Here is a 20,746-nt window from a genome sequence, read left to right as displayed (position 1 = left end):
CAAAATACGGTGGCGAAAAAGCTTACGGGTAGCGCACCTGGTCGAGGCAGGCGAGCAGCGGAATGGTGGCCGGCAGCAGCGGCGAGACGCCGACCACGCCCTGCCACGCAAAGGCCTGCCCTTCCAGGCTTTGCGGTTCGCCCCGCCACTCGCGGCTGATAAAGAAGTGCAGGCGCACATGCGCGTGTTCGTACACGTGCTCGACCCCGCACCATTCGCTCGCGCTCAGGATATGAACGCCAAGCTCCTCGACGAATTCGCGTTTGAGCGCGTCGAGCAGGGCTTCGCCGCTTTCCACTTTCCCACCAGGGAATTCCCAATAGCCGTCGTACGGTTTGCCGGCCGGACGCTGGCCAAGCAGCACGTCGCCATTCGGTTTCATCAAAATGCCGACCGCGACATCGATCGGTTTTTTGGTCTTGATGTCGTTCATTCCGGCAGCCTTCCCGCGTAGTCGCGCGCGAACTGCCACGCCACCCGGCCCGAGCGCGAACCGCGCAGCAGAGCCCATTGCAGCGCTTCCGGGCGAGCTGCTTCGATCTGCTGCGCGCTGCAGCCGAAACTGGCCAGCCAGTGCGCCGCGATGTCGAGGTAGTCGTCCTGCTTGAACGGATAGAACGACAGCCACAGGCCGAAGCGCTCGGACAGCGAAATGCGCTCTTCCACCGTTTCGCCCGGATGCAGGTCGCCGTCGGCACCATGCTTGTAGCTGGCGTTGTCGCTGGTTTTTTCCGGCAGCAGGTGGCGCCGGTTCGAGGTGGCGTAGATCAGCACATTGTCCGACTGCGCCGCGATACTGCCGTCGAGCGCCACCTTGAGCGCCTTGTAACCGGCCTCGCCTTCTTCGAACGAGAGGTCGTCGCAAAAGATGATGAAGCGCTCGGGACGTCCCGCCACCAGGTCGACGATATCGGGTAGTTCGGCCAGGTCGGCCTTGTCGACTTCGATCAGGCGCAGGCCGTCGGCGGCGAATTCGTTCAAACACGCCTTGATCAGCGACGACTTGCCGGTCCCGCGCGCGCCGGTCAGCAGCACGTTGTTGGCCGGGCGCCCCTGCACGAACTGGCGCGTGTTGCGCTCGATCTGCTGCTTTTGCGGCCCCACGTTATGCAGGTCCGACAGCGCGATGGTCGCCGCGTGCTGCACCGGCTGCAGGTAATTGACGTTGCTGCCGGGGCGCTTGCGCCAGCGGAAAGCGACACCAAGGCGCCAGTCGGGCTCGCGCGGGCAGGCCGGCGGCAGCACCGCCTCGACCCGCTGCAGCAGGGCCTCGGCGCGGCGCAGGAATTGTTCGAGTGGCGTCGTCAAGGCGCGACTCAGGAACGGTAGTCGGCGTTGATGGTCACGTACTCGTGCGACAGGTCGCAGGTCCAGACGGTGGCGCTGTGGGCGCCGCGCCCGAGGCGCACGCGCACCGTGATTTCGCTCTTTTGCATCACGCGCTGGCCGTCCGCTTCCTGGTAGGCCGGATTGCGCCCGCCGCTTTTGGCCACCAGCACATCGTCGAGGTAGAGATCGAGGCGGGTCACGTCGAGGTCGTCCACGCCGGCGTAGCCGATCGCGCACAGGATGCGGCCCAGGTTCGGGTCGGACGCGAAGAACGCGGTTTTCACCAGCGGCGAATGGGCGATCGAGTAGGCGATCTTGCGGCACTCTTCCATGTTGCCGCCCTCTTCCACCGTGACGGTGATGAACTTGGTGGCGCCTTCGCCGTCGCGGATGATCATCTGCGCCAGCGAACGGGCGATGTCGGTCACCGCGGTTTTCAGTTCGGCGTACTCGGTCGAATCGGTGTTGGCAATGGCCAGGCTGCCGGTGCCGGTGGCGATCAGCATGAAGGAATCGTTGGTCGAGGTGTCGCCGTCGATGGTGATGCAGTTGAACGAATGGTCGGCCGCGTGCTTGACCAGTTCATTCAAGACCTCTTGCGAGACCTTGGCGTCGATCGCCAGGTAGCCGAGCATGGTGGCCATGTTCGGGCGGATCATGCCGGCCCCTTTGCTGATGCCGGTCATGGTCACGCTGTGGCCGCAGATGTCGACCGTGCGCGAGGCCGCCTTCGGCTGGGTGTCGGTGGTCATGATCGCCTCGGCGGCGTTGAACCAGTTGTCGGCTTTCAGGTTGCCGATGGCGGCCGGCAGCGCGCCGACGACTTTGTCGACCGGCAGCGGCTCGAGGATCACGCCGGTCGAAAACGGCAGGATCTGGTGCGGCTCGCAGGCGAGCAGCTTGGCCAGCGCGGCGCAGGTGGCGTTGGCGCTGGCAAGACCGGTCTCGCCGGTGCCGGCGTTGGCGTTGCCGGTGTTGACCACCAGCGCGCGGATCGGCGCGCCGCCGGCGGCCACCGCCGCCAGATTGGCTTTGCTGACCTGCACCGGCGCGGCGCAGAAACGGTTGGTGGTGAACACGCCGGCCACGGTGGCCGTGTCGGCCAGCTTCATCACCAGGATGTCCTTGCGGTTGGGCTTCTTGATGCCGGCTTCGGCAAAACCGATCTCGATCCCGTTGACGGGCTTCAGGTCGGCGGCGACGGGCAGAGGGGAATTAACGGCCATGGCGGATTCTCTAGCAGTGAAGTGGGAAGCCGCTATTGTAACGCTTGAAACGATATGCGGGATGCAACTGCAACGCACCCGCCCCGTCAAGCTGGATGGCAGCTAAAGCAATATTGAAATACCAGGCACGGCCAGGAAGCGGATATGGGTTCTTTCGCCATCAGCCACACTGATCTCTTGCGTTTTCGCAGACCGCAAAGAGTTGCACACTGTCATTATTTCCCTGCCATGGATGCGGTTCATGGCGCCATCCGGCCTTGAAAGGGACATCATGACGACATTTGCGCGCATTTCCCGGGGCACCCGCTCCTTCTTCGCACTGGCCTGCCTGTCGGCGGCCTTGTGCAGCCATGCCGCCGCCCCGGCCGCAACGGACAATCCGCCGGCGGATGCGGAAACGCGCGTGCACGAAGCGATCAGGCAGGAAACCGCGCGCTATCTGATGGCGGGCGACTTCCAGCGTCTCGAAGCGCTGTACCGCACCCTGAACCACGCCGGCCAGCGCACCCCGAGCGGGCTGTGGAAACTGGCCATCTTCTACAACCAGCTGCGCCGCTTCGGCACCCAGACCACCGACACGGATTATTGGGAGGCGGTGGAAGAGCAGGCGCGCGAATGGCAGGCCGGCTATCCGAAGTCGGTGCCGGCACGCCTGTTCGGCGTGTACCTGCAACTGGGCCGGCTGCACGTGGCGCGCGGCAGCGGCTTGTTCAGCAAGCTGCCGGAACAGCAGCGCGACGCCGTCTCGTACGGCGCCGAGGTGGCCATGCGCATACTGGAAAAAACCCGTCTCATGGCCGCCAGGGCCAACGATCCGGAATGGCACCGCGCCATGCTCAGCGTGGCGCCGTACGTGGACGGCATGTCCGCCGCCGGCTACCGCAAGAAGGTGCGCGAGGCGCTGGCGCGCCATCCGAACTATCACGCGGCCTATTTCACCGCGGCGCTGTACTCGCACCCGCGCTGGGGCGGCACGCCCGATGGCGTGGCGCGTCTGGCCCACGACGCCAGCCATGCCGCCGGCAAGGAGCAGCCGTCGATGTATGCGCGCATCTACTGGTTCATGGACCAGACCGAATATCACGGGCGCCTGTTCGACGCCGGGCGCGCCGACTGGCCGACCATGCGCGCCAGCTTCGACCACCTGGTCAGGCTGTATCCGGCCGCGTGGAACCTGAACGCATTCGCCTACTTTGCCTGCATGGCCAGGGATTACGCAGCCATGGACGCGATCCTGGCACGCATCGGCAGCGACCTGATCCCCGACGTGTGGGGCGACGATGGCGAGGCGACGCAGGCGCGCTGCGCGGCGCACCGGGCGCCAGGCGCGCCGGTCAACGTCATCCAGGCGGCGCTGCCGGGAGCGTGGAGCGGACTGAACGGAACGCCTCGCCAACTGGCGCAGGCCATGCCGGCCGTCCAATATGTTGCATATTCACCAGCACAGAAAATGCTTAATGACAAGTAAACACATTTGCCCGATAATGCTGAACATTATCTATTTGCCAATCTATTCCCAGTGAAAAAACTTCTCCTGTGCACGGCCCTGCTGGCCTCCTTCCCGGCCATGGCCGCCAACGCGACCGACAGCGCCAAGGCGCCCGCCGCCAAGATCGCGTCGAACATGGCCGAGGCCATGGAATCGGCCACATTCGAACTGGAACAGAGTTTCGGTATGGCCAAGGGCAATCCGATTCCCATCCTGGACAAGCTGGCGGTCTACGAGTTCAGCCCGCCGACCGCCGAGAAGCTGAAAAAAGTCTTCGGTTCGGCGCGTCCATACACGCTCACGCGCACGCCGGCCGCAGGCGGCATGATCGCTTTCGATTTCTCGGTGCCCGCGCACAATTACGCCGTCGTGAACGAACAAAGCTGGTCGTGGAGCGCGCTCAAGCTCAATATGCTCAGCGACGCGGCCGGCCGTACCCTGACCAGCACCGGCAGCTGGCCAGTGTTCGTGCTCGACAGTAAATCGGGCAAGATGACCGTCAACAACATCACCCTGGAAGGCAAGCAGACGCGCAACAGCGACGACGTCTGGATCGGCGCGGCGCGGGCCGATGCCAAGTCGATCGAGGTCAGCGGCAAGGACAAACCGTTCAGCATGAAGATGGAGAAGCTGTCGGTAACGTCCGTGGTTGAGCCGAACGGCAAGGACTACGACCTCGGTAGCGACTTGCGCATCGAGCTGATCACGGTCCTGGACGAAAAAATCGATGACTTGCGCGCATCCATGCGCATGAGCAAGCTCGACCTGAAAGCGTTCGAGCAATTAAGCAGTGATATCAGGAAAAAGACCAAGCCCGGCGCCGAGCCGAAGCTGGACGATTTCGGCCCGCAGATCAAGGCCTTCGCCAAGGGCATGTCGGCGCGCGGCACGGCCATCGAGCTGACCGAGATGAGCGTCGGCTACCTGGGTCACCGCGCGCTGTTGAAAGGCCGCTTCTCGCTGGGCAAGACGGTCGAGAAGGACTTCAAAACGACCGCCGCGCTGATCAAGAAAATGGATGCGCGCTTCGAGCTGCGCGTGCCGCTCGCGCTGGTGGCTGCCGTGACGCGCAAGATGACGGTGTCGCAGGCGGCCAAGCAGGCCGAAACGCCATCGCCCGAAGCGATCGACGCCACCGTCAAGTCGACCACCGACGTGTATGTGAACATGGCCGTCGATGCGGGCTATGCGCGGCTCGAGGGCGACGTGCTGGTGTCGATGCTCGACTACAAGGCGGGCCAGCTGAGCGTCAACGGCAAGGCCATCGCCCTGCCGGCCGGCGCGGGCAAGAAGCCGGCCGCCGGCGCCAGGAAACCGGCACGCCGCAGCAAGTGATCACCGGCTAAGCCCGAACAAGCCGCACGCAAGCGTCGCATCAAGCGGCGGCCATCGTCCGATGGCCGCCGCGTCCCCCTCTCCCCCGCGCCACGGCCGCTGTCGCTCCTGTTGCGTGCGCGGATCATCGAACCACGTCCAGACGGTGGTTCGCCAGCCTGGCCAGACGCTGCCCCACTGTCAGCCCGGCCCGCAACGCGCCACCGCCGGCCAGTTCAAGGCAGGCGTGCGCGCGCCGCATGGCCCTGACGCGCCACGGCTTGACGCCGCGGTGGATCGCAAGGATCAGGCCATCGCTGTCGAGAAACACGACATCGATCGCAAAGCGCATGAAGAAGGTGTGCATGTTGGAACAGGGCGCCAGCAACAGAGCCTCGTCCGGCGCCAGCGCGCGCCGCCCCAGCAAGCCGGCCAGGCGTGCGCCGAACGAGCGCGCCACCTTGATTCGCATGCCACGCACGTCGATGTAGTCATTATCCATGTTCATTTCTCCGGCTTGCCGCGGGCGGAAAGGACGCTGCGGGCGCCCCATGGCGTCCGCAGCCTCGTTCCTTTCAGTAAGTGCCCACCCGGCGCGACTTGGCCAGGCTAGGCTGAGGCGGCGCTACGGCAGCCAGATTGCGGTTCGAATTGGACCACACCTGCATGCACTCGGCACCGGTCCAGCTGGTCGCGTCGGGACAGACGCAATTGGTCCCTGCAAGATGGCTGTTGGCAGGACATGGCTTGTCCGAGCGCTGGACGATCAGCCCCGCCCCTCCCGGCATCTGGCGCGGCGTGCTCCAGACCGACGCAAGCAACAAGCCTGCAAACACGGCGACGGCGACAAAGATAGCTTTCATGATGTCCTCCTGATTGGCGGTGAAACCTCACCATTGCAGGAAGCGTCCCAGCTATTGTTGCGCTTCATCAACTCTTCATTTTTTACCCATAAGCAATTCCGCAAACGTGGCGCCCGCGCGACGCCGCCACCCCGCCTCAGCCGCCGCCAGCGGCCGCGCAGCTGTTTCCGATGCGCGTCCAGCGCACCCGCTGGCGTGCCTGCGTGGCCACCGACTTGCCCGACTTCGCCATCGCCGCGCGCACGGCCTCCGCCTCCCTGGGCGTCTTCGCATTGCGCAGCGCTTTTGCAAATTCGACATTCAGCGCCACCTGCTTTTCCGCCAGCTCGCGTTGCAAGCGCGGCAAATCAAGCAGCTGCTGCGCCGCCCTGGCGCGCGCTTCCGGCGTCTTGCCCTGTGCCGCCTCACGTTCGAGCACGGGGCGCATCCACCCCATGTCGGCCGCCGGATCGCTGGCCCGCGTGGCGCTGACGGTGTCGTAGTCCCACGTGACCTTGTCGATGCGCCGGATCGTCAGCGTCACCACCGCCGCCGGGCAGTTCGCGGTGTGCACCAGCACCCCATCGGCGCCCACCTGGCTCGATTGATCGGGGCACGACGCCAGCGCCACCGCCGACGAATACAGCGCGTCCGACGTCCTGCGCGGCCGGATGCAATGCGTCACCGGTCCCTTGCCTTCATAAACCTTCTCGCCCGAGTCGGCCCCGGCCACCCGTTCGCGCCGCACGATATCGCCGCTTGCGCCATCGACGCGCGTATCGACACGGTTGGCCGGCGCCGGTGCCGGCATGCTGCTGGTCGACGCCGAATCGAGCCGGTACAAGCCGGCCGGCGGCAAAATTTGTTCGATCGCCGGCGCGGCCGCGGCCACGCCGCCTGCCAGCAAGGTCGCAAGCATCACTGCCCGGGCCAGCATCAGCGCACCACCATTTCCACGCGGCGGTTACGCGCGCGTCCGTCGTCGCCGGTATTGCTGGCCGCCGGCGCCAGGTTGGCCACGCCATGCGGCTGCAGGCGCGCCGCCGCGATCCCGTACTGCCCGCTCAAGGCATCGGCCACCGCCTGCGCGCGCTTGCGCGACAGCCCAAGATTGGCCTCGACCGCGCCCTGGTTATCCGTATGCCCGACGATGAACACATTCATGCCCGGGTCGTTCTTGAGCGACCTGGCCATCTGTTCGAGCGTGTCCTTCGACTCCGGCTTGATCACCGCCTTGTTGGTGTCGAACAGAATGCCGTACAGGGCGATGCGGCCATCCTTCCTGAGCGCCGCGCCGATCGCGCTGGCGTCGACCGTCACCTTGCCCTGCTCCACACTGGCCGATTCGATCACCTGCATGAACTGCTGCGCGCGGCCCTTGCTGGCATCGCTCTCCTCGCCGGTACGCAGCGCGATCTGCACGTTCACCGTGCCATCCGGCGTCTGCTTGCGCGCGTGGATGTAGTGGAAGCCCGGCTTGTATTCGAAGATGCGGATGATGTACGGGTCGCTCCCGCCGTCGCCGGTCCAATGCACGCCCCGGGGCCAGCGCACCATGGTCGACTGGACCCGATCCTTTTCGCACTGGGCCGTCTCGCACTGGTACAGCGTCTCGAAGCCGGCCTCGCGCAGCGCCGCCTGGTAGTTGCGGAAGATTTCCAGCGACCCGCGCCCGACCGGCCCGAAGTACATCCGGTTCGAGACCTTCCCTTCCACGGCCAGCTGCACCGGTCCGCCTTTGCCGGCGACCAGGGTGCGCGCGGTCGCATGGTTTTCCGCGCCATGCAGGTACAGGGTCGATCCGGCGTAGCGCGACACCAGCGGGTGATCGGTCGCCCCGGCACGGTCGGTGTCATACCTGCCTGCCTGCGACAAGGACGATGCCAGCGTCAGCGCGATCGTCATCGCTGCGAGGGCGCCGCGGTTGACTGGAACGGTCATGAAAATCTCCTTATGGGATGGCGATATGGCCGCGCCAAAGACCGCGCAGCCGTAAAAAAGGGGAGGCGGAACATCACGTTCTGCCTCCCCTGTCGGTCATGCCGGGCGCTTTATGCGAGCTTGCCGTGGCATGCCTTGTACTTCTTGCCGCTGCCGCAAGGGCATGGGTCGTTGCGGCCGACCTTCGGTCCGAGCATCTCGTCTTCGCCAGGCGCGCCGAGGGGCGCCAGCAAGTCTTCCGGCGCGGTATCCGGATTGAAGTCCGCGTGCTGGTAGCTGACGTTTTCGACGTGCGACTGGTGCATCGCCGCCTCGGCCGCGTCGATCTCTTCGCGCGACTGGATCCGTACCGTCATGATCATGCGGATCACTTCGTTCTTGATCATGTCCAGCATCGATCCGAACAGCTCGAACGCTTCGCGCTTGTACTCCTGCTTCGGGTTCTTCTGCGCATAGCCGCGCAGGTGGATACCCTGGCGCAGGTGGTCCAAAGCCGCCAGGTGTTCGCGCCAGTGGCTGTCCACGCTTTGCAGCATGACGTTGCGCTCGAAGCCGCCGAACGACTCCTTGCCGACAATCGCGATCTTGCTGTCGTACGAAGCGTCGGCAGCGGCCAGCACGCGCTCGCGGATGTCGTCGTCGGTCATGCTGGTATCGGTGGCCAGCATCTGCGCCAGCGGCACGTTGAGCTGCCATTCGGTGGCCAGGGTCGTTTCGAGGCCGGCGATGTCCCACTGCTCTTCGACCGATTCTTCCGGCACGTAGGCATGCACCACGTCGGTGAACACACCGGCGCGCAGCGAGGCAATCAGTTCGGCGATGTCGGTCGTTTCCAGCAGTTCGTTACGCTGGGTGTAGATCACCTTGCGCTGGTCGTTGGCCACGTCGTCGTATTCGAGCAGCTGTTTGCGGATATCGAAGTTGCGTGCCTCGACCTTGCGCTGGGCCGATTCGATCGAGCGCGAAACGATGCCCGCTTCAATCGGTTCGCCTTCCGGCATTTTCAGGCGGTCCATGATGGCGCGCACGCGGTCGCCCGCGAAGATGCGCAGCAGCGCGTCGTCGAGCGACAGGTAGAAGCGCGACGACCCCGGGTCGCCCTGGCGGCCGGAACGGCCACGCAGCTGGTTGTCGACGCGGCGCGATTCGTGGCGCTCGGTGCCGATGATGTGCAGGCCGCCGGCGCCCACCACGTGTTCGTTGAGCGACTTCCACTCGCTGCGGATCTTTTCGGCCTGGGCCGCCTTGTCGGCGTCCGACAGCGCGGCATTGGCTTCAATGATCTGGATCTGCTTCTCGACGTTACCGCCCAGGACGATGTCGGTACCACGGCCGGCCATGTTGGTGGCGATGGTGATCATCTTCGGACGGCCCGCCTGGGCGATGATTTCGGCCTCGCGCGCATGCTGCTTCGCATTGAGGACGTTGTGCGCCAGCTTGGCCTTGTCGAGTATCCCCGACAGCATCTCGGAGTTTTCGATCGAGGTGGTACCCACCAGCACCGGCTGCCCGCGCTCGTAGCAATCGCGGATATCGATCAGCATCGCGTTGTATTTCTCGGCCGAGGACTTGTACACCTGGTCCTGGCGGTCCTTGCGCTGCGACGGGCGGTTGGGCGGAATGACCACGGTCTCGAGACCGTAGATTTCCTGGAATTCGTACGCTTCGGTGTCGGCCGTGCCGGTCATGCCGGACAGCTTGCCGTACATGCGGAAGTAGTTCTGGAACGTGATCGAGGCCAGGGTCTGGTTCTCGTTCTGGATGCGCACGCCCTCTTTCGCTTCGACCGCCTGGTGCAGGCCGTCGGACCAGCGGCGCCCGGTCATCAGGCGGCCGGTGAATTCGTCGACGATCACCACTTCATCGTTCTGCACCACGTAATGCTGATCCTTGTGGTACAGCGCGTGCGCGCGCAGGGCCGCGTACAGGTGGTGGATCAGGGTGATGTGGGCGGCGTCGTAGAGCGAGGCGCCTTCCGGCAGCAGGCCCATTTTGGTCAGCATCGCCTCGGCGTTCTCGTGACCGCGTTCGGTCAGCAGCACGGTGTGCGCTTTTTCGTCCTTGGTGTAGTCGCCAGGGACCGAGACCACGCCCTTGCCGTCCGGCGTATCTTCGCCGATCTGCAGGGTCAGCATGGCCGGCAGCGAGTTAATCTGGTGATACAGCTCGGTGTGGTTTTCCGCCTGGCCCGAGATGATCAGCGGCGTACGCGCTTCATCGATCAGGATCGAGTCGACTTCATCGACCACCGCGAAATTGAGGCTGCGCTGAACGCGCTCGCTGGCCTCGAACACCATATTGTCGCGCAGGTAGTCGAAACCGAATTCGTTGTTGGTGCCGTAGGTGATGTCGGAGGCGTAGGCGGCCTGCTTGACGCCGTGGTCCATCTGCGACAGGTTGATGCCGGTGGAGAGGCCCAGCCAGCCGTACAGGCGCCCCATCCACTCGGCATCGCGCTGGGCCAGGTAGTCGTTGACCGTGATGACGTGCACGCCCTTGCCGGACAGCGCGTTCAGGTAGGTCGGCAGGGTCGCCATCAGCGTCTTGCCCTCGCCGGTGCCCATCTCGGCGATTTTGCCGTAATGGAGGACCATCCCGCCGATCATCTGCACATCGAAGTGGCGCATCTTGAGCACCCGCTTGGCCGCTTCGCGGCACACCGCGAATGCTTCCGGCAGCAGCTGGTCGAGCGTTTCGCCCTTCGCGACGCGATCCTTGAACTGCGGCGTCTTCGCTTGGAGTTCAGCGTCCGACAGCTTTTCGATCTGTGGCTCGAGCGCGTTAATCTCGCGCACGGTTTTTTGATATTGCTTGAGCAGCCGCTGGTTGCGGCTACCGAAAATCTGGGTCAGTAATGACATGCTTGAATTCTTGAAAAAAACGCCGCAAAAAGAAGCCGCAATGATAGCAAAAACATATCACCCAACGGCCGACTATGCAAAAAAGACTGTGATTTTATCATGCGATACGGCCACACTTGGGGATATTGGCCCGGAACTCAAGGGACAGGGGCAAAACAAAGTTAATAAAATGACTCCGGGACGCGCTGGTGGCGGGGCGCCGCGCGCTGTGCTATGTTGCGCCTTATGCATATCTACGGAACCAAGACGCGCCGCACCTCGATTGTCGCTACCGATTTTCTCAAGCGTAACGACAAAATGGCGGCCCTGCTGCCGACGGCGATGCGCATGGCCAGCCTGCAAAGCGACTGCGCCAGGGCGCTGCCGCCCATGTTCGGCAACTGCGACGTGCTCTCGTTCGAAGACGCGCGCCTGGTGCTGGCCGTGCCCAGTTCGGCCGTCGCCGCCAAGCTCAAACAGCAGCTGCCCAAGCTGCAGGGGGCGCTGCAACAGCGCGGCTGGCATATCGACGAGATCAAACTGAAGGTGCAGGTCACGCGCAGCATTCCCCAGGTGGTGCACACGCACCAGCTGATCCTGCCCGGCACGGCGCGCTCGGCGTTCGAAGCGCTCGGCGACGCGCTGCCGAAAACAAAGGCCAACGCCACCCTGATCGCCGCCGTCAAGGCGATGGCGGCGCGCCAGCGCTAGCGCGGTGCGCGATGGCGGCGTCTAGGTAAGCGCCCACTCGCGCGCCATCTGGCGCACGTACGAGGCCGGAGCCGTGCCGGGTTTATCGAACGCGACAATTTCGTAGGCATCCGGATGCTTGAGCAGTTCGAGCAGCAGCAGGTTGTTGAGCGCATGGCCCGACTTGTGCGCCTCGTACCCTGCCAGCAGCGGGTGCCCGACCAGGTACAGGTCGCCGATCGCATCGAGGATCTTGTGGCGCACGAATTCGTCGTCGTAGCGCAGGCCATCGGAATTGAGGATGCGGTACTCGTCCATCACGATCGCGTTTTCGAGCGAACCGCCGCGCGCCAGGCCCATGCCGCGCAGGCTTTCCACGTCCTGCATGAAGCCGAAGGTGCGCGCGCGCGCCACGTCGTGCACGTACGAGACGTCGCCGAAGTCGACGAACGCGCGCTGGGTCGTGCCATCGACCGCCGGATGATTGAATTCGATGAAAAAATCGAGCTTGAAGCCGTCGTACGGGGTCAGGCGCGCCCATTTTTCGTTGGCGCCGCTGCCCTGGCGCACTTCCACGTCTTTCAGCACGCGGATGAATTTTTTCGCCGCGCCCTGCTCCTGCACGCCCGCCTGTTGCAGCAAAAAGACGAACGACGAGGCCGAGCCGTCCATGATCGGAATCTCTTCGGCCGACACGTCCACGTACAGGTTATCGATCCCGAGCCCGGCGCAGGCCGACATCAGGTGCTCCACGGTGGACACGCGCGCGTCGTCCTTGACCAGCACCGACGCCATGCGGGTATCGCCCACCACGCCGGCACTGGCCGGAAACTCCACCACCGGGTCCAGGTCGACGCGGCGGAACACGATGCCGGTGTCGATCGCGGCCGGGCGCAGGGTCAGCTCGACCTTGGTCCCGGAGTGCAGCCCCACGCCGACGGTGCGCACCAGTTGTTTGACGGTTCTTTGTTTTAACATCCGGCGATTATAGCGAACTTGATGGGCGGGCGCTGCCGGGTTCTTCCGATCGATTACGGATGCTCGGCCTGGGCGTGCGCGCGCTCGTGCCGCACCAGGTAGATGCCGCTGCCGATGATGATGGCCGCGCCGATCAGGGTGTACTGGTCGGGCAGGGTGCGCCACAGGAGCCAGTCCAGCCCCACGCCCCAGGCCAGTCCCGAATACTCGAACGGCGCCACGCGCGAAGCCTCGCCCGAGTTGAACGCTTCGGTCACCGCCAGCTGGCCCAGGAAGCCGCTGAGCGACAGGCCGCACAGCAGCCACACATCGGCGCTGCGCACCGCCACCCAGTTGGGCGCGGCCAGGGTGGTGGCGCCAATGGCCAGGAACACCATCAGCCACAGCACCATGTGCTCGGCGCGGTCGGTGCGCCCGACGATGCGGGTAGTAATCGCCGACACCGCGTAGCACAGTGCCGCGCCCAGCACCGCCAGCCCGCCCAGGGTCAGCATGCCCGCCCCGCTCGGGCGCAGCACCACCAGCACCCCGCCCAGGCCGACCGCAATGGCGACCCAGCGCGCCAGGTTGACGCTCTCTTTCAGGAACACCACCGACAAGGCGGTGATCAGCGCGGGTGCGATGAAGAAGATCGAATACGCTTCGGCCAGCGACAGATTGCGCAGGCCGAAGGCGAACAGCCCAAGCATGGTGATGCTCAGGGCCGCGCGCAGCAGGTGCAGCGGCCAGCGTACCTGCAGGGCGCTGGCGAACGCGCCGCGCCAGAGCACGTACGCGAACACCAGCGGCAGCGACGACAGGCCGCGCATGGCGGCCACCTGCAGCGCCGGATAATGCGCCGACAGCAGCTTCATCACCGTGTCCATCAGCGAGAACATGGCCACCGCGATCAGCATCGCGTAGATGGCGCGCAGATTTCCGCTACGCGCCATCACAGGCGCTTGACCATGAACAGGCTCAGTGGATCGGGCTGATAGTCGCCGAACGGCGCGCAGCGGATAAAGCCGTCGCGCTCATACAGGCCGATGGCTTCCGGCTGGCTGATACCCGCTTCGAGCATCAACGCGGGCAGGCCGGCGGCCGCCGCATGGCGCGCAATCTCGCCCAGCAGCTTGCCGCCCACGCCCTTGCCACGGCTGGCCGGTTCGACGTACATGCGTTTGACTTCGCCGTAGCCGCCGCGGTCGACGCAGGCGCCGCAGCCAAGCGCGCGGCCTTGCTCATCGCGCGCGACCAGGAACACCACCCCGCGCTGGCAGAGCGAGTCGACGTCCATCAGGTGGTTGCTCTCGGGCGGATAAAGATCGGCAAAATAGGCGTCCAGCCGTGCGAGCATGGCGATGACGTCGCTCTGGCGTGGTGTTTCGGTTCGAATATGCATGGCGATGTAAAAAACGGCGCCGCGGCGCCGTTTGTGCGACTGAGGTGGCAGATAGGTATTAAGCGACTTGCTTTAGCAGCGTTTCGGCGTTCGACACTTCAAAAGCGCCGCCCTGCTCCACGTTCAACTGCTTGACCACGCCATCTTCGACCAGCAGCGAGTAGCGCTGCGAGCGCGTGCCCATGCCGAACTTGGAGAAGTCGGCGTCCAGGCCGAGTGCCTTGCTGTAGGCGGCGTTACCGTCGGCCATCATGCGCACGATGCCGGTGGCCTTCTGGTCGCGGCCCCAGGCGCCCATGACGAAAGCGTCATTGACCGAGATGCACCAGATTTCGTCGACGCCCTTGGCTTTGAGTTCGTCGGCCAGCTTGACGTAGCCCGGCACGTGCTGTGCGGAGCAGGTCGGGGTGTAGGCGCCCGGCAGGCCGAAGATCGCGATCTTCTTGCCCTTGACCAGATCAGCTACCTGGAAGGTGTTGGGGCCGAGCGAGCAGCCTTCGGTTTCGGTCTCGACGAATTCAGAGAGGGTGCCTTCCGGCAGGCGGTCGCCGATTTTAATAGTCATTCGAGGCTCCATAATGTTGGGTTGATAAGACGGCTAGTATGCCTGATCCTTGCCGATCCTGCAGGCGTGCGCCCGCCGCACGCGCCTCAGCGGGGGCCGAGGGCGTGTGCCAGCGCCGCGGCGCGCCGCCGCACCCTGGCGTCGGGATGGGCCGCAAAGGCCGCGAACGACGAACGCGCGGGCCGGAATGCCTCGAACAGCCTGCAAATGCCGGAATCGGGCTGCGCGCAATATGGATTCACATTCTGCCAGGCGTCGGTGCGGAGAATCCACCCGTCGTTCAAGTGCTCGCCCACGTCCAGCAAGGCCAGGACCGCGCTGCGCCGTACCGCCAGCTCGGGGTCGCGCAGCGAACGCACCAGCCGCACGACCGCCTTGCGGGTGACCTCCGGATCGCGTGGACGGATCGTTTGCGCGCGCGCCAGGGCACGCAGCGCCTCGCCGCGCACGGCAGGGTCGCGATGCCGTCCGAGGCGGTTCAAGCTGCGCTCCAGCGCGGCGTGACGACGCGCCACGCGCCAGCGTTGCAGGATGATTTCCGCCCGGGCGCGCAGCGCGGATTCGGCGTCATCCGGCTGATCGACCGCGTAGTCCGATTCGCGCACCGGCGTCAACGCCAGCTGCGCGCGGATCGCCGCGCTGTCGCCGCCGCCGATGGCGGCGCGCAGATAATCGAGGCTGTCGTACACCGGCAGCGTGGCCGGATCGAGCGTGATGCGGTGGCTAACGCTGCGATGCCAGCCATCGTCAACTTCCAGGAAGGCGACGACAGCGCCGGAGTCGATCGTCAGCGGCACGCCGGCGTCGAGGGCAATCGTGCGCACCTGGTCGCCCAGCCCGAAGAACGACGCATCGGTCAGCAAGGGAAAGTCGACCGGGTCGGGCGAACCCGGCATGGGGCCGGGCTGCGTGTCAGTACGCAGCAACAGCGACAGCATCAGATGGCGATACGGCTGCGCCTGCGCGGGAAGCGCATATCTCAATTCCTGCCTGGCCGGCCGGCTGGCGCTCGGATAACACGGATCGGCATGGATGACCGTTTCCAGATGCGCGCCCGGCAGGGGCACCAGATCGACGGCAGCGCTTCGCATCTCGACCACTGCCGGGTCGATATGCACCCGTACCACCTGCGCGCCGCGCCGGATCGCGTACGTCTTGCCGGGCTCGAAGCCGGCGCGCGGCTCGACCCGGAACAGCGTCGCCTTGCGCTGGTTGACCTCGCGCATGGCCGCCAGCATGCGTAAGCGGCCGGGCGCCGCCAGCGGCCGCACGCGCAGCGCCAGGCCGGCCTGGCCGCCCTCCTCGTCGATCGTGAAGGCGCTGGCGTCGAGCGCGGAAGTCGACTGATAGACGACGCCCGCCGCGTTGGCGGGCAGGTGCACCGGCGCGCGTGGCGCGAGGGCGCGCGTGACAAAACCATCCTGCGGCTTGATCTGGTCGACCCGCACCTCATACGCCACCGAGCAGGCCGGCGCCGGCGGGCAGGCCAGGCACAGGATGGCGACGGCACCGCACATCGTTTTACCTGGAAAGAGTTCCTGCGTCATGTTTTTACCTGCCTTAAGTCCGCCGCGGTGCCAGGTCTGACGTTCGGACACGACCTCATCACTTGAGCGCCCGGTTCGATAGCTCGGAATTGTTCAGCTCGTGTCCGAATGTCAGACCTGACACCGCCGGGACAGACACCGCCGGGACAGCGCCGGCGCGCAAAAAAGCCGGGGCTCGCCCCGGCTTGTCATCAGGCTTGCTGCCCGATCAATCGGCTTGCTTGCGCAGGAACGCCGGGATGTCGTAGGTTTCCACGCCATTGCGCTGCATCGCCTGGACCTGCTCGGAGGCCTGCTCGCGGCGCCACACGGCTGGCTGCTTCATGCCTTCCATCGCGTGGCCGCTGGCCGAGCCGGAACCCATCGACACGCCCACCGTCGCGCCCACACCGCCGGCCGACATGGCCGGGCCGTTGTGGGTACCGGTGCGCAGCATCGGCTGCTGCACCAGCTGCATGGCCTTCTTGGCCTTGCCCAGGCCCGTCGCCACCACCGTCACGCGGATGTCGTCGCCCATTTCGTCGTCGTACGCGATACCCTGCGCGATCGACGCATCCGGCGCCGCAAACGCGCGCACGGCCGCCATGACTTCCTTGATCTCTTTACCCTTGAGACCACGGCTGGCGGTGACGTTGACCAGCACGCCGCGCGCGCCCGACAGGTCGATCCCGTCGAGCAGCGGCGAAGCGACTGCCTGCTCGGCCGCGATGCGCGCGCGATCGACTCCGCTGGCGGTCGCGGTGCCCATCATGGCCTTGCCCTGCTCGCCCATGATGGTCTTGACGTCGTTGAAGTCGACGTTGATGTGGCCCGGCACGTTGATGATCTCGGCGATACCGGCCACCGCGTTGTTGAGCACATCGTCGGCGTGGCGCATCCACTCGATCATCGATTCATCTTCGTAGATCTCTTCGAGCTTTTCGTTGAGGATGATGATCAGGGAGTCGACGTGCAGCGACAGTTCTTCGAGCCCGCTCTCGGCCACGTCCATGCACTTCTGGCCTTCGTACGAGAACGGCTTCGAGACCACGGCCACCGTCAGCGCACCGAGCGACTTGGCGATTTCGGCCACGATCGGAGCGGCGCCGGTACCGGTGCCGCCGCCCATGCCCGCCGCGATAAAGACCATGTGCGCGCCGCGCAGCGCGTCTTCGATGCGCGCACGCGATTCTTCGGCCAGCTGGCGGCCGACGGTCGGCTTCATGCCGGCGCCCAGGCCAGACTCGCCGATCTGGATGATGTTGTGCGCGCTGGACTTGGCCAGCGCCTGCGAATCGGTATTGGCCGCGATGAACTCAACGCCCGACACGCCCTTGTTGATCATGTGCTGAACCGCATTGCCACCTGCTCCGCCGACGCCGACGACCTTGATGACGGTTCCTAGTGCTGCGTTATCGACCATATCAAACTCCATGATGAACTCCTAATCAAAGTGCGGTTTCCAAGCGCCAGGACTCATAGTGGTATGAAACCTGGAGATTGAAAACTGCGTTAACCGTTAAATAACAAGAACCCGTGTGCGTATCGTTCCAACCGTACCGATTTAAAAATTCCCTAAAAACCATTCCTTCATGCGCTGCCAGACCGCTTTCACCGAGCCATCCTGGCGCGTCACGATATGCCCGCGCAGATACTGCTTCTTCGCTTCGAGCAGCAGCCCGAGCACGGTCGCGTAGCGCGGACTGCGCACCACGTCGGCCAGCTGGCCGCGATAGTCCGGCGTGCCAAGGCGCGCCGGCTTGAGGAAAATATCTTCCGCCATTTCGACCATGCCGGGCATGATCGCGGTGCCGCCGGTGAGCACGATGCCCGACGACAGAACCCCTTCGTAACCCGATTCGCGCACCACCTGGTGCACCATCGCGAACAATTCTTCGACGCGCGGTTCGATCACCGCCGCCAGCGCCTGGCGCGACAGGTTGCGCGGTCCGCGGTCGCCCAGTCCCGGCACTTCGAGCGATTCGTGCGGATCGGCCAGCACCTGCTTGGCCACGCCGTAGCGGATCTTGATCTCTTCGGCTTCGGAGGTCGGCGTGCGCAGCGCCATCGCGATGTCGTTGGTGATCTGGTCGCCGGCGATCGGAATGACCGCCGTATGCCGGATCGCGCCGTCGGAAAACACCGCAATGTCGGTGGTGCCGCCGCCAATGTCGATCAGCACCACGCCCAGTTCCTTTTCGTCGAGCGTGAGCACCGCGTCGGCCGAGGCCATCGGCTGCAAAATCAGGTCCGATACTTCAAGACCGCAGCGGCGAACGCACTTTACAATGTTTTGTACCGCCGACACCGCACCGGTGACAATATGCACCCGCACTTCCAGGCGGATGCCGCTCATGCCGATCGGTTCGCGCACGTCTTCCTGGCTGTCGACGATGAATTCCTGCGGCACCGTGTGCAGCAACTGCTGGTCGGTCGGGATGTTGACCGCCTTGGCCGTTTCGATCACGCGCGCCACGTCGGTGGCGGTGACTTCCTTGTCCTTGATCGCGACCATGCCGCTCGAATTGAACGAGCGGATATGGCTGCCGGCGATGCCGGCGTAGACATTGCGGATCTTGCAGTCGGCCATCAGCTCGGCTTCTTCGAGCGCGCGCTGGATCGATTCGACGGTCGCCTCGATATTGACGACCACCCCTTTTTTCAGTCCGCGCGACTCGTGCTGACCCAGTCCGATCACCTCGTGGCGGCCGTCGGACATGACCTCGGCCACCACCGCCACCACTTTCGAGGTGCCGATATCGAGGCCGACGATCAGGTTTTTCGCGTCTTTTGTCATGTGCTGTCGCCTACTGTCTTTGCTTGATTTTGCTGCTGGTTGATGTGCTGTTCGGTTTTACTGCTTTTTTTGGCGCGGCCTTCACAGGCTTGTGCGGATCTTCGGGCAGTACCAGGGCGGCGGCGGAAAGCGCCAGGCCGTTCTGATAGCGCATGTCGATCGTATCGATGCCGTCCTGCAGGCGGCTGGCCAGTTGCGGATAAATCCCCACCAGCCGCTGCACCCGCTGCTTGAGCGTCGTCTTGTCCTGCTCCCGTCCGAGCGCCACGATCATGCCGTTATCGAGTTTCACGGTCCACGCGTAGCGGTTCGACAGGTCCAGCTTTTCCGGCACCAGCGAAATCGGCGCAAACATCGCGCGCAACTCCAGGAAGCGTGCCAGCACTTCCTTCTCGCTGCCTTCCGGCCCGTCCAGCGCCGGCAGCGGATGGTCCTCGTCCGCCTCGGCCAGATTGGCGGTAAAGACATCGCCCTTGACCGACAACAGGCGCCCGTCCTCGCCCCAGGTGCCGAGCGCTTCGTGCTCCTCGACTTCCACGATCAGCTGGTCCGGCCACTCGCGCCGCACCGTGGCCCGCCTGACCCAGGGCACCGCTTCGAAGGCGGTGCGTACCTGTTCCAGGTTGGTCGTGAAAAAATTTCCCTTGATGCGGCCCACCACGCCGGCGCGCAAGGTGAGCTTGTTCACATGCTGCAGTTCCGTTCCGTGCACGCTGTCGACCCGCACCGTGCGCAGGGTGAACATGGGCAGCTGCGACAGCCACCACACGCCCGACGCCAGGCAGGCGATCACCACGGCGGCCATCAAGCCGCTCGCGGTTGCGTTCAAAGAGCGTACGTCATGCCACATTACTGTATTAACCCTGGCCCTGGGCCATTTTCAAGCGTGCCGAACGAACAATCTCGACACACAGGTCTTCATAGCTGATACCCAGCGCGCGCGCCGCCATCGGCACCAGCGAGTGACTGGTCATGCCCGGCGAGGTATTGACCTCGATCAGGAACGGCTTGTTGTCGCTGGCGCGCAGCAGCACATCGACCCTGCCCCAGCCTTCGCAATCGATGGCGCGGTAGGCTTCCACCGCCAGGCGCGATACTTCCGCGCTGGTCGCTTCGTCCAGCTGCGCCGGGCAAAAATACTTGGTGTCGTCGGTGAAGTACTTGTTCTGGTAGTCGTAGTTCCCGCCCGGCGCCACGATTTCGACGATCGGCAGCGCGCGCGCCTGCGCGCCGCGGCCCAGCACCGCCACCGTCAGTTCGCGCCCGCTGACGAATTCCTCGGCCAGCACCACTTCGTCGAAGCCGGCCGCCACGTCGTAAGCCGGTTTCAGTTCCGCCGCGGCGCGCACCTTGGTGATGCCCATGCTCGAGCCTTCGTGCGGCGGCTTGACGATCAGCGGCAGGCCAAGCTGCGCCACCACCTGCGCCAGGTCGGTGCCGGCGTCGAGCGAGGCGTAGCGCGGCGTCGGCAGGCCGCGCATCAGCCAGATCATCTTGGTGTAGATCTTGTCCATGCCGATCGCGCACGCCATCACGCCGCTGCCGGTGTAGGGAATGCCGAGCTGTTCGAGCGCGCCCTGCAGGCTGCCGTCTTCGCCGAAGCGGCCGTGCAGCGCGATGAACACGCGGTCGAATTCCTGGGCCGCCAGGTCGGCGATGCTGCGCTCGCCGGTGTCGAACAGATGGGCGTCGATGCCCTTGCTTTGCAGCGCGGCGTGCACGCCGTTGCCGGACATGATCGAGACGTCGCGTTCGGCCGAACGGCCGCCGAACAGCACGCCGACCTTGCCCAGTGCGGCGGCGTCGCCGGAATTGAATGCACTCATGC

At 64.9% G+C, this 20,746-nt stretch carries 20 protein-coding genes; 3 read left to right on the top strand and 17 right to left on the bottom strand.

Going from position 1 to position 20,746, the window contains the following annotated elements; translation table 11 throughout:
- Window positions 1-22 precede the first annotated feature (22 nt).
- Genes F2P45_RS03735 through argJ form a run of 3 tightly spaced genes read right to left on the bottom strand, consistent with a single transcriptional unit; the run spans window position 23 to window position 2,555 of the window.
- The gene (locus tag F2P45_RS03735) at window positions 23-433 is read right to left on the bottom strand and encodes an NUDIX domain-containing protein (protein WP_166870629.1); all 411 of its coding nucleotides are present in this window, start codon (window positions 431-433) and stop codon (window positions 23-25) included.
- Complete coding sequence (locus tag F2P45_RS03730) at window positions 430-1,308, bottom strand: ATP-binding protein (RefSeq protein WP_166870628.1); 879 nt, start codon at window positions 1,306-1,308, stop codon at window positions 430-432. Before F2P45_RS03730 ends, F2P45_RS03735 begins: the two co-directional genes overlap by 4 nt.
- 8 nt (window positions 1,309-1,316) lie before the next feature.
- Entirely contained in the window at window positions 1,317-2,555 is a 1,239-nt protein-coding gene (gene argJ / locus F2P45_RS03725; protein WP_166870626.1) for a bifunctional glutamate N-acetyltransferase/amino-acid acetyltransferase ArgJ, read from the bottom strand.
- A gap of 271 nt (window positions 2,556-2,826) precedes the next feature.
- Between argJ and F2P45_RS03720 the strand changes: the two genes are divergently transcribed.
- Both F2P45_RS03720 and F2P45_RS03715 read left to right on the top strand, forming a co-directional pair.
- Window positions 2,827-4,023: a hypothetical protein gene (locus F2P45_RS03720; RefSeq protein ID WP_166870624.1), complete on the top strand. Its 1,197-nt coding sequence runs from the start codon at window positions 2,827-2,829 to the stop codon at window positions 4,021-4,023.
- 51 nt (window positions 4,024-4,074) lie between these two features.
- Window positions 4,075-5,379, top strand: coding sequence for a DUF945 family protein (locus F2P45_RS03715; protein WP_187367134.1), 1,305 nt, complete (start codon window positions 4,075-4,077; stop codon window positions 5,377-5,379).
- A 124-nt stretch (window positions 5,380-5,503) separates the two neighbouring features.
- On the opposite strand, the gene F2P45_RS03710 is transcribed toward F2P45_RS03715, so the two are convergent.
- The 5 genes from F2P45_RS03710 to secA all read right to left on the bottom strand — a co-directional run bounded on the left by F2P45_RS03710 (window position 5,504) and on the right by secA (window position 11,002).
- Entirely contained in the window at window positions 5,504-5,860 is a 357-nt protein-coding gene (locus F2P45_RS03710) for a DUF192 domain-containing protein (protein WP_223164669.1), read from the bottom strand.
- Window positions 5,861-5,933: 73 nt separating this feature from the next.
- Window positions 5,934-6,221, bottom strand: a complete 288-nt coding sequence (locus F2P45_RS03705; RefSeq protein ID WP_166870623.1) for a hypothetical protein — start codon at window positions 6,219-6,221, stop codon at window positions 5,934-5,936.
- Between the two features lie 136 nt (window positions 6,222-6,357).
- Window positions 6,358-7,137: a hypothetical protein gene (locus tag F2P45_RS03700; RefSeq protein WP_166870621.1), complete on the bottom strand. Its 780-nt coding sequence runs from the start codon at window positions 7,135-7,137 to the stop codon at window positions 6,358-6,360.
- The gene (locus F2P45_RS03695; RefSeq protein ID WP_166870620.1) at window positions 7,137-8,141 is read right to left on the bottom strand and encodes an OmpA family protein; all 1,005 of its coding nucleotides are present in this window, start codon (window positions 8,139-8,141) and stop codon (window positions 7,137-7,139) included. The genes F2P45_RS03700 and F2P45_RS03695 overlap by 1 nt, the downstream gene beginning before the upstream one ends.
- 110 nt (window positions 8,142-8,251) lie before the next feature.
- Complete coding sequence (gene secA / locus F2P45_RS03690) at window positions 8,252-11,002, bottom strand: preprotein translocase subunit SecA (RefSeq protein ID WP_166870618.1); 2,751 nt, start codon at window positions 11,000-11,002, stop codon at window positions 8,252-8,254.
- Window positions 11,003-11,227: 225 nt separating this feature from the next.
- On the opposite strand from secA, the gene F2P45_RS03685 reads away from it, so the two are divergent.
- Window positions 11,228-11,692: a DciA family protein gene (locus F2P45_RS03685; RefSeq protein ID WP_166870616.1), complete on the top strand. Its 465-nt coding sequence runs from the start codon at window positions 11,228-11,230 to the stop codon at window positions 11,690-11,692.
- 21 nt (window positions 11,693-11,713) lie between these two features.
- Here the strand turns inward: F2P45_RS03685 and lpxC are convergent, their stop codons facing one another.
- From lpxC to F2P45_RS03640, 9 genes are all read right to left on the bottom strand, one after another.
- Complete coding sequence (gene lpxC / locus F2P45_RS03680) at window positions 11,714-12,649, bottom strand: UDP-3-O-acyl-N-acetylglucosamine deacetylase (RefSeq protein WP_166870615.1); 936 nt, start codon at window positions 12,647-12,649, stop codon at window positions 11,714-11,716.
- A gap of 53 nt (window positions 12,650-12,702) precedes the next feature.
- Window positions 12,703-13,581 carry a DMT family transporter gene (locus F2P45_RS03675; RefSeq protein ID WP_229504901.1) on the bottom strand — a complete coding sequence of 293 codons (879 nt, stop codon included), beginning with the start codon at window positions 13,579-13,581 and terminating at the stop codon, window positions 12,703-12,705.
- Window positions 13,581-14,030 carry a GNAT family N-acetyltransferase gene (locus F2P45_RS03670; protein WP_166870613.1) on the bottom strand — a complete coding sequence of 150 codons (450 nt, stop codon included), beginning with the start codon at window positions 14,028-14,030 and terminating at the stop codon, window positions 13,581-13,583. The genes F2P45_RS03675 and F2P45_RS03670 overlap by 1 nt, the downstream gene beginning before the upstream one ends.
- A 58-nt stretch (window positions 14,031-14,088) precedes the next feature.
- Window positions 14,089-14,595: a peroxiredoxin gene (locus F2P45_RS03665; protein ID WP_166870612.1), complete on the bottom strand. Its 507-nt coding sequence runs from the start codon at window positions 14,593-14,595 to the stop codon at window positions 14,089-14,091.
- An 86-nt stretch (window positions 14,596-14,681) separates the two neighbouring features.
- Window positions 14,682-16,142 (bottom strand): HEAT repeat domain-containing protein, encoded by a 1,461-nt coding sequence (locus F2P45_RS03660; RefSeq protein ID WP_166870610.1) that lies wholly within the window; start codon window positions 16,140-16,142, stop codon window positions 14,682-14,684.
- Window positions 16,143-16,350: 208 nt separating this feature from the next.
- Window positions 16,351-17,556: a cell division protein FtsZ gene (gene ftsZ, locus F2P45_RS03655; RefSeq protein ID WP_166870608.1), complete on the bottom strand. Its 1,206-nt coding sequence runs from the start codon at window positions 17,554-17,556 to the stop codon at window positions 16,351-16,353.
- 129 nt (window positions 17,557-17,685) lie between these two features.
- A complete protein-coding gene (ftsA, locus tag F2P45_RS03650; RefSeq protein WP_054266460.1) occupies window positions 17,686-18,918 on the bottom strand; it encodes a cell division protein FtsA in 1,233 nt (410 codons plus the stop codon).
- A gap of 10 nt (window positions 18,919-18,928) precedes the next feature.
- A complete protein-coding gene (locus F2P45_RS03645) occupies window positions 18,929-19,768 on the bottom strand; it encodes a cell division protein FtsQ/DivIB (RefSeq protein ID WP_166870607.1) in 840 nt (279 codons plus the stop codon).
- A gap of 7 nt (window positions 19,769-19,775) precedes the next feature.
- Window positions 19,776-20,744, bottom strand: a complete 969-nt coding sequence (locus F2P45_RS03640; protein ID WP_166870605.1) for a D-alanine--D-alanine ligase — start codon at window positions 20,742-20,744, stop codon at window positions 19,776-19,778.
- Window positions 20,745-20,746: the final 2 nt, after the last annotated feature.

Source organism: Massilia mucilaginosa (genome assembly GCF_011682145.1).
GTDB lineage: Bacteria > Pseudomonadota > Gammaproteobacteria > Burkholderiales > Burkholderiaceae_D > Telluria_A > Telluria_A mucilaginosa.
The sequence above is the reverse complement of the archived record's forward strand: the minus strand, read 5'-3'. Positions and strand labels throughout refer to the sequence as shown.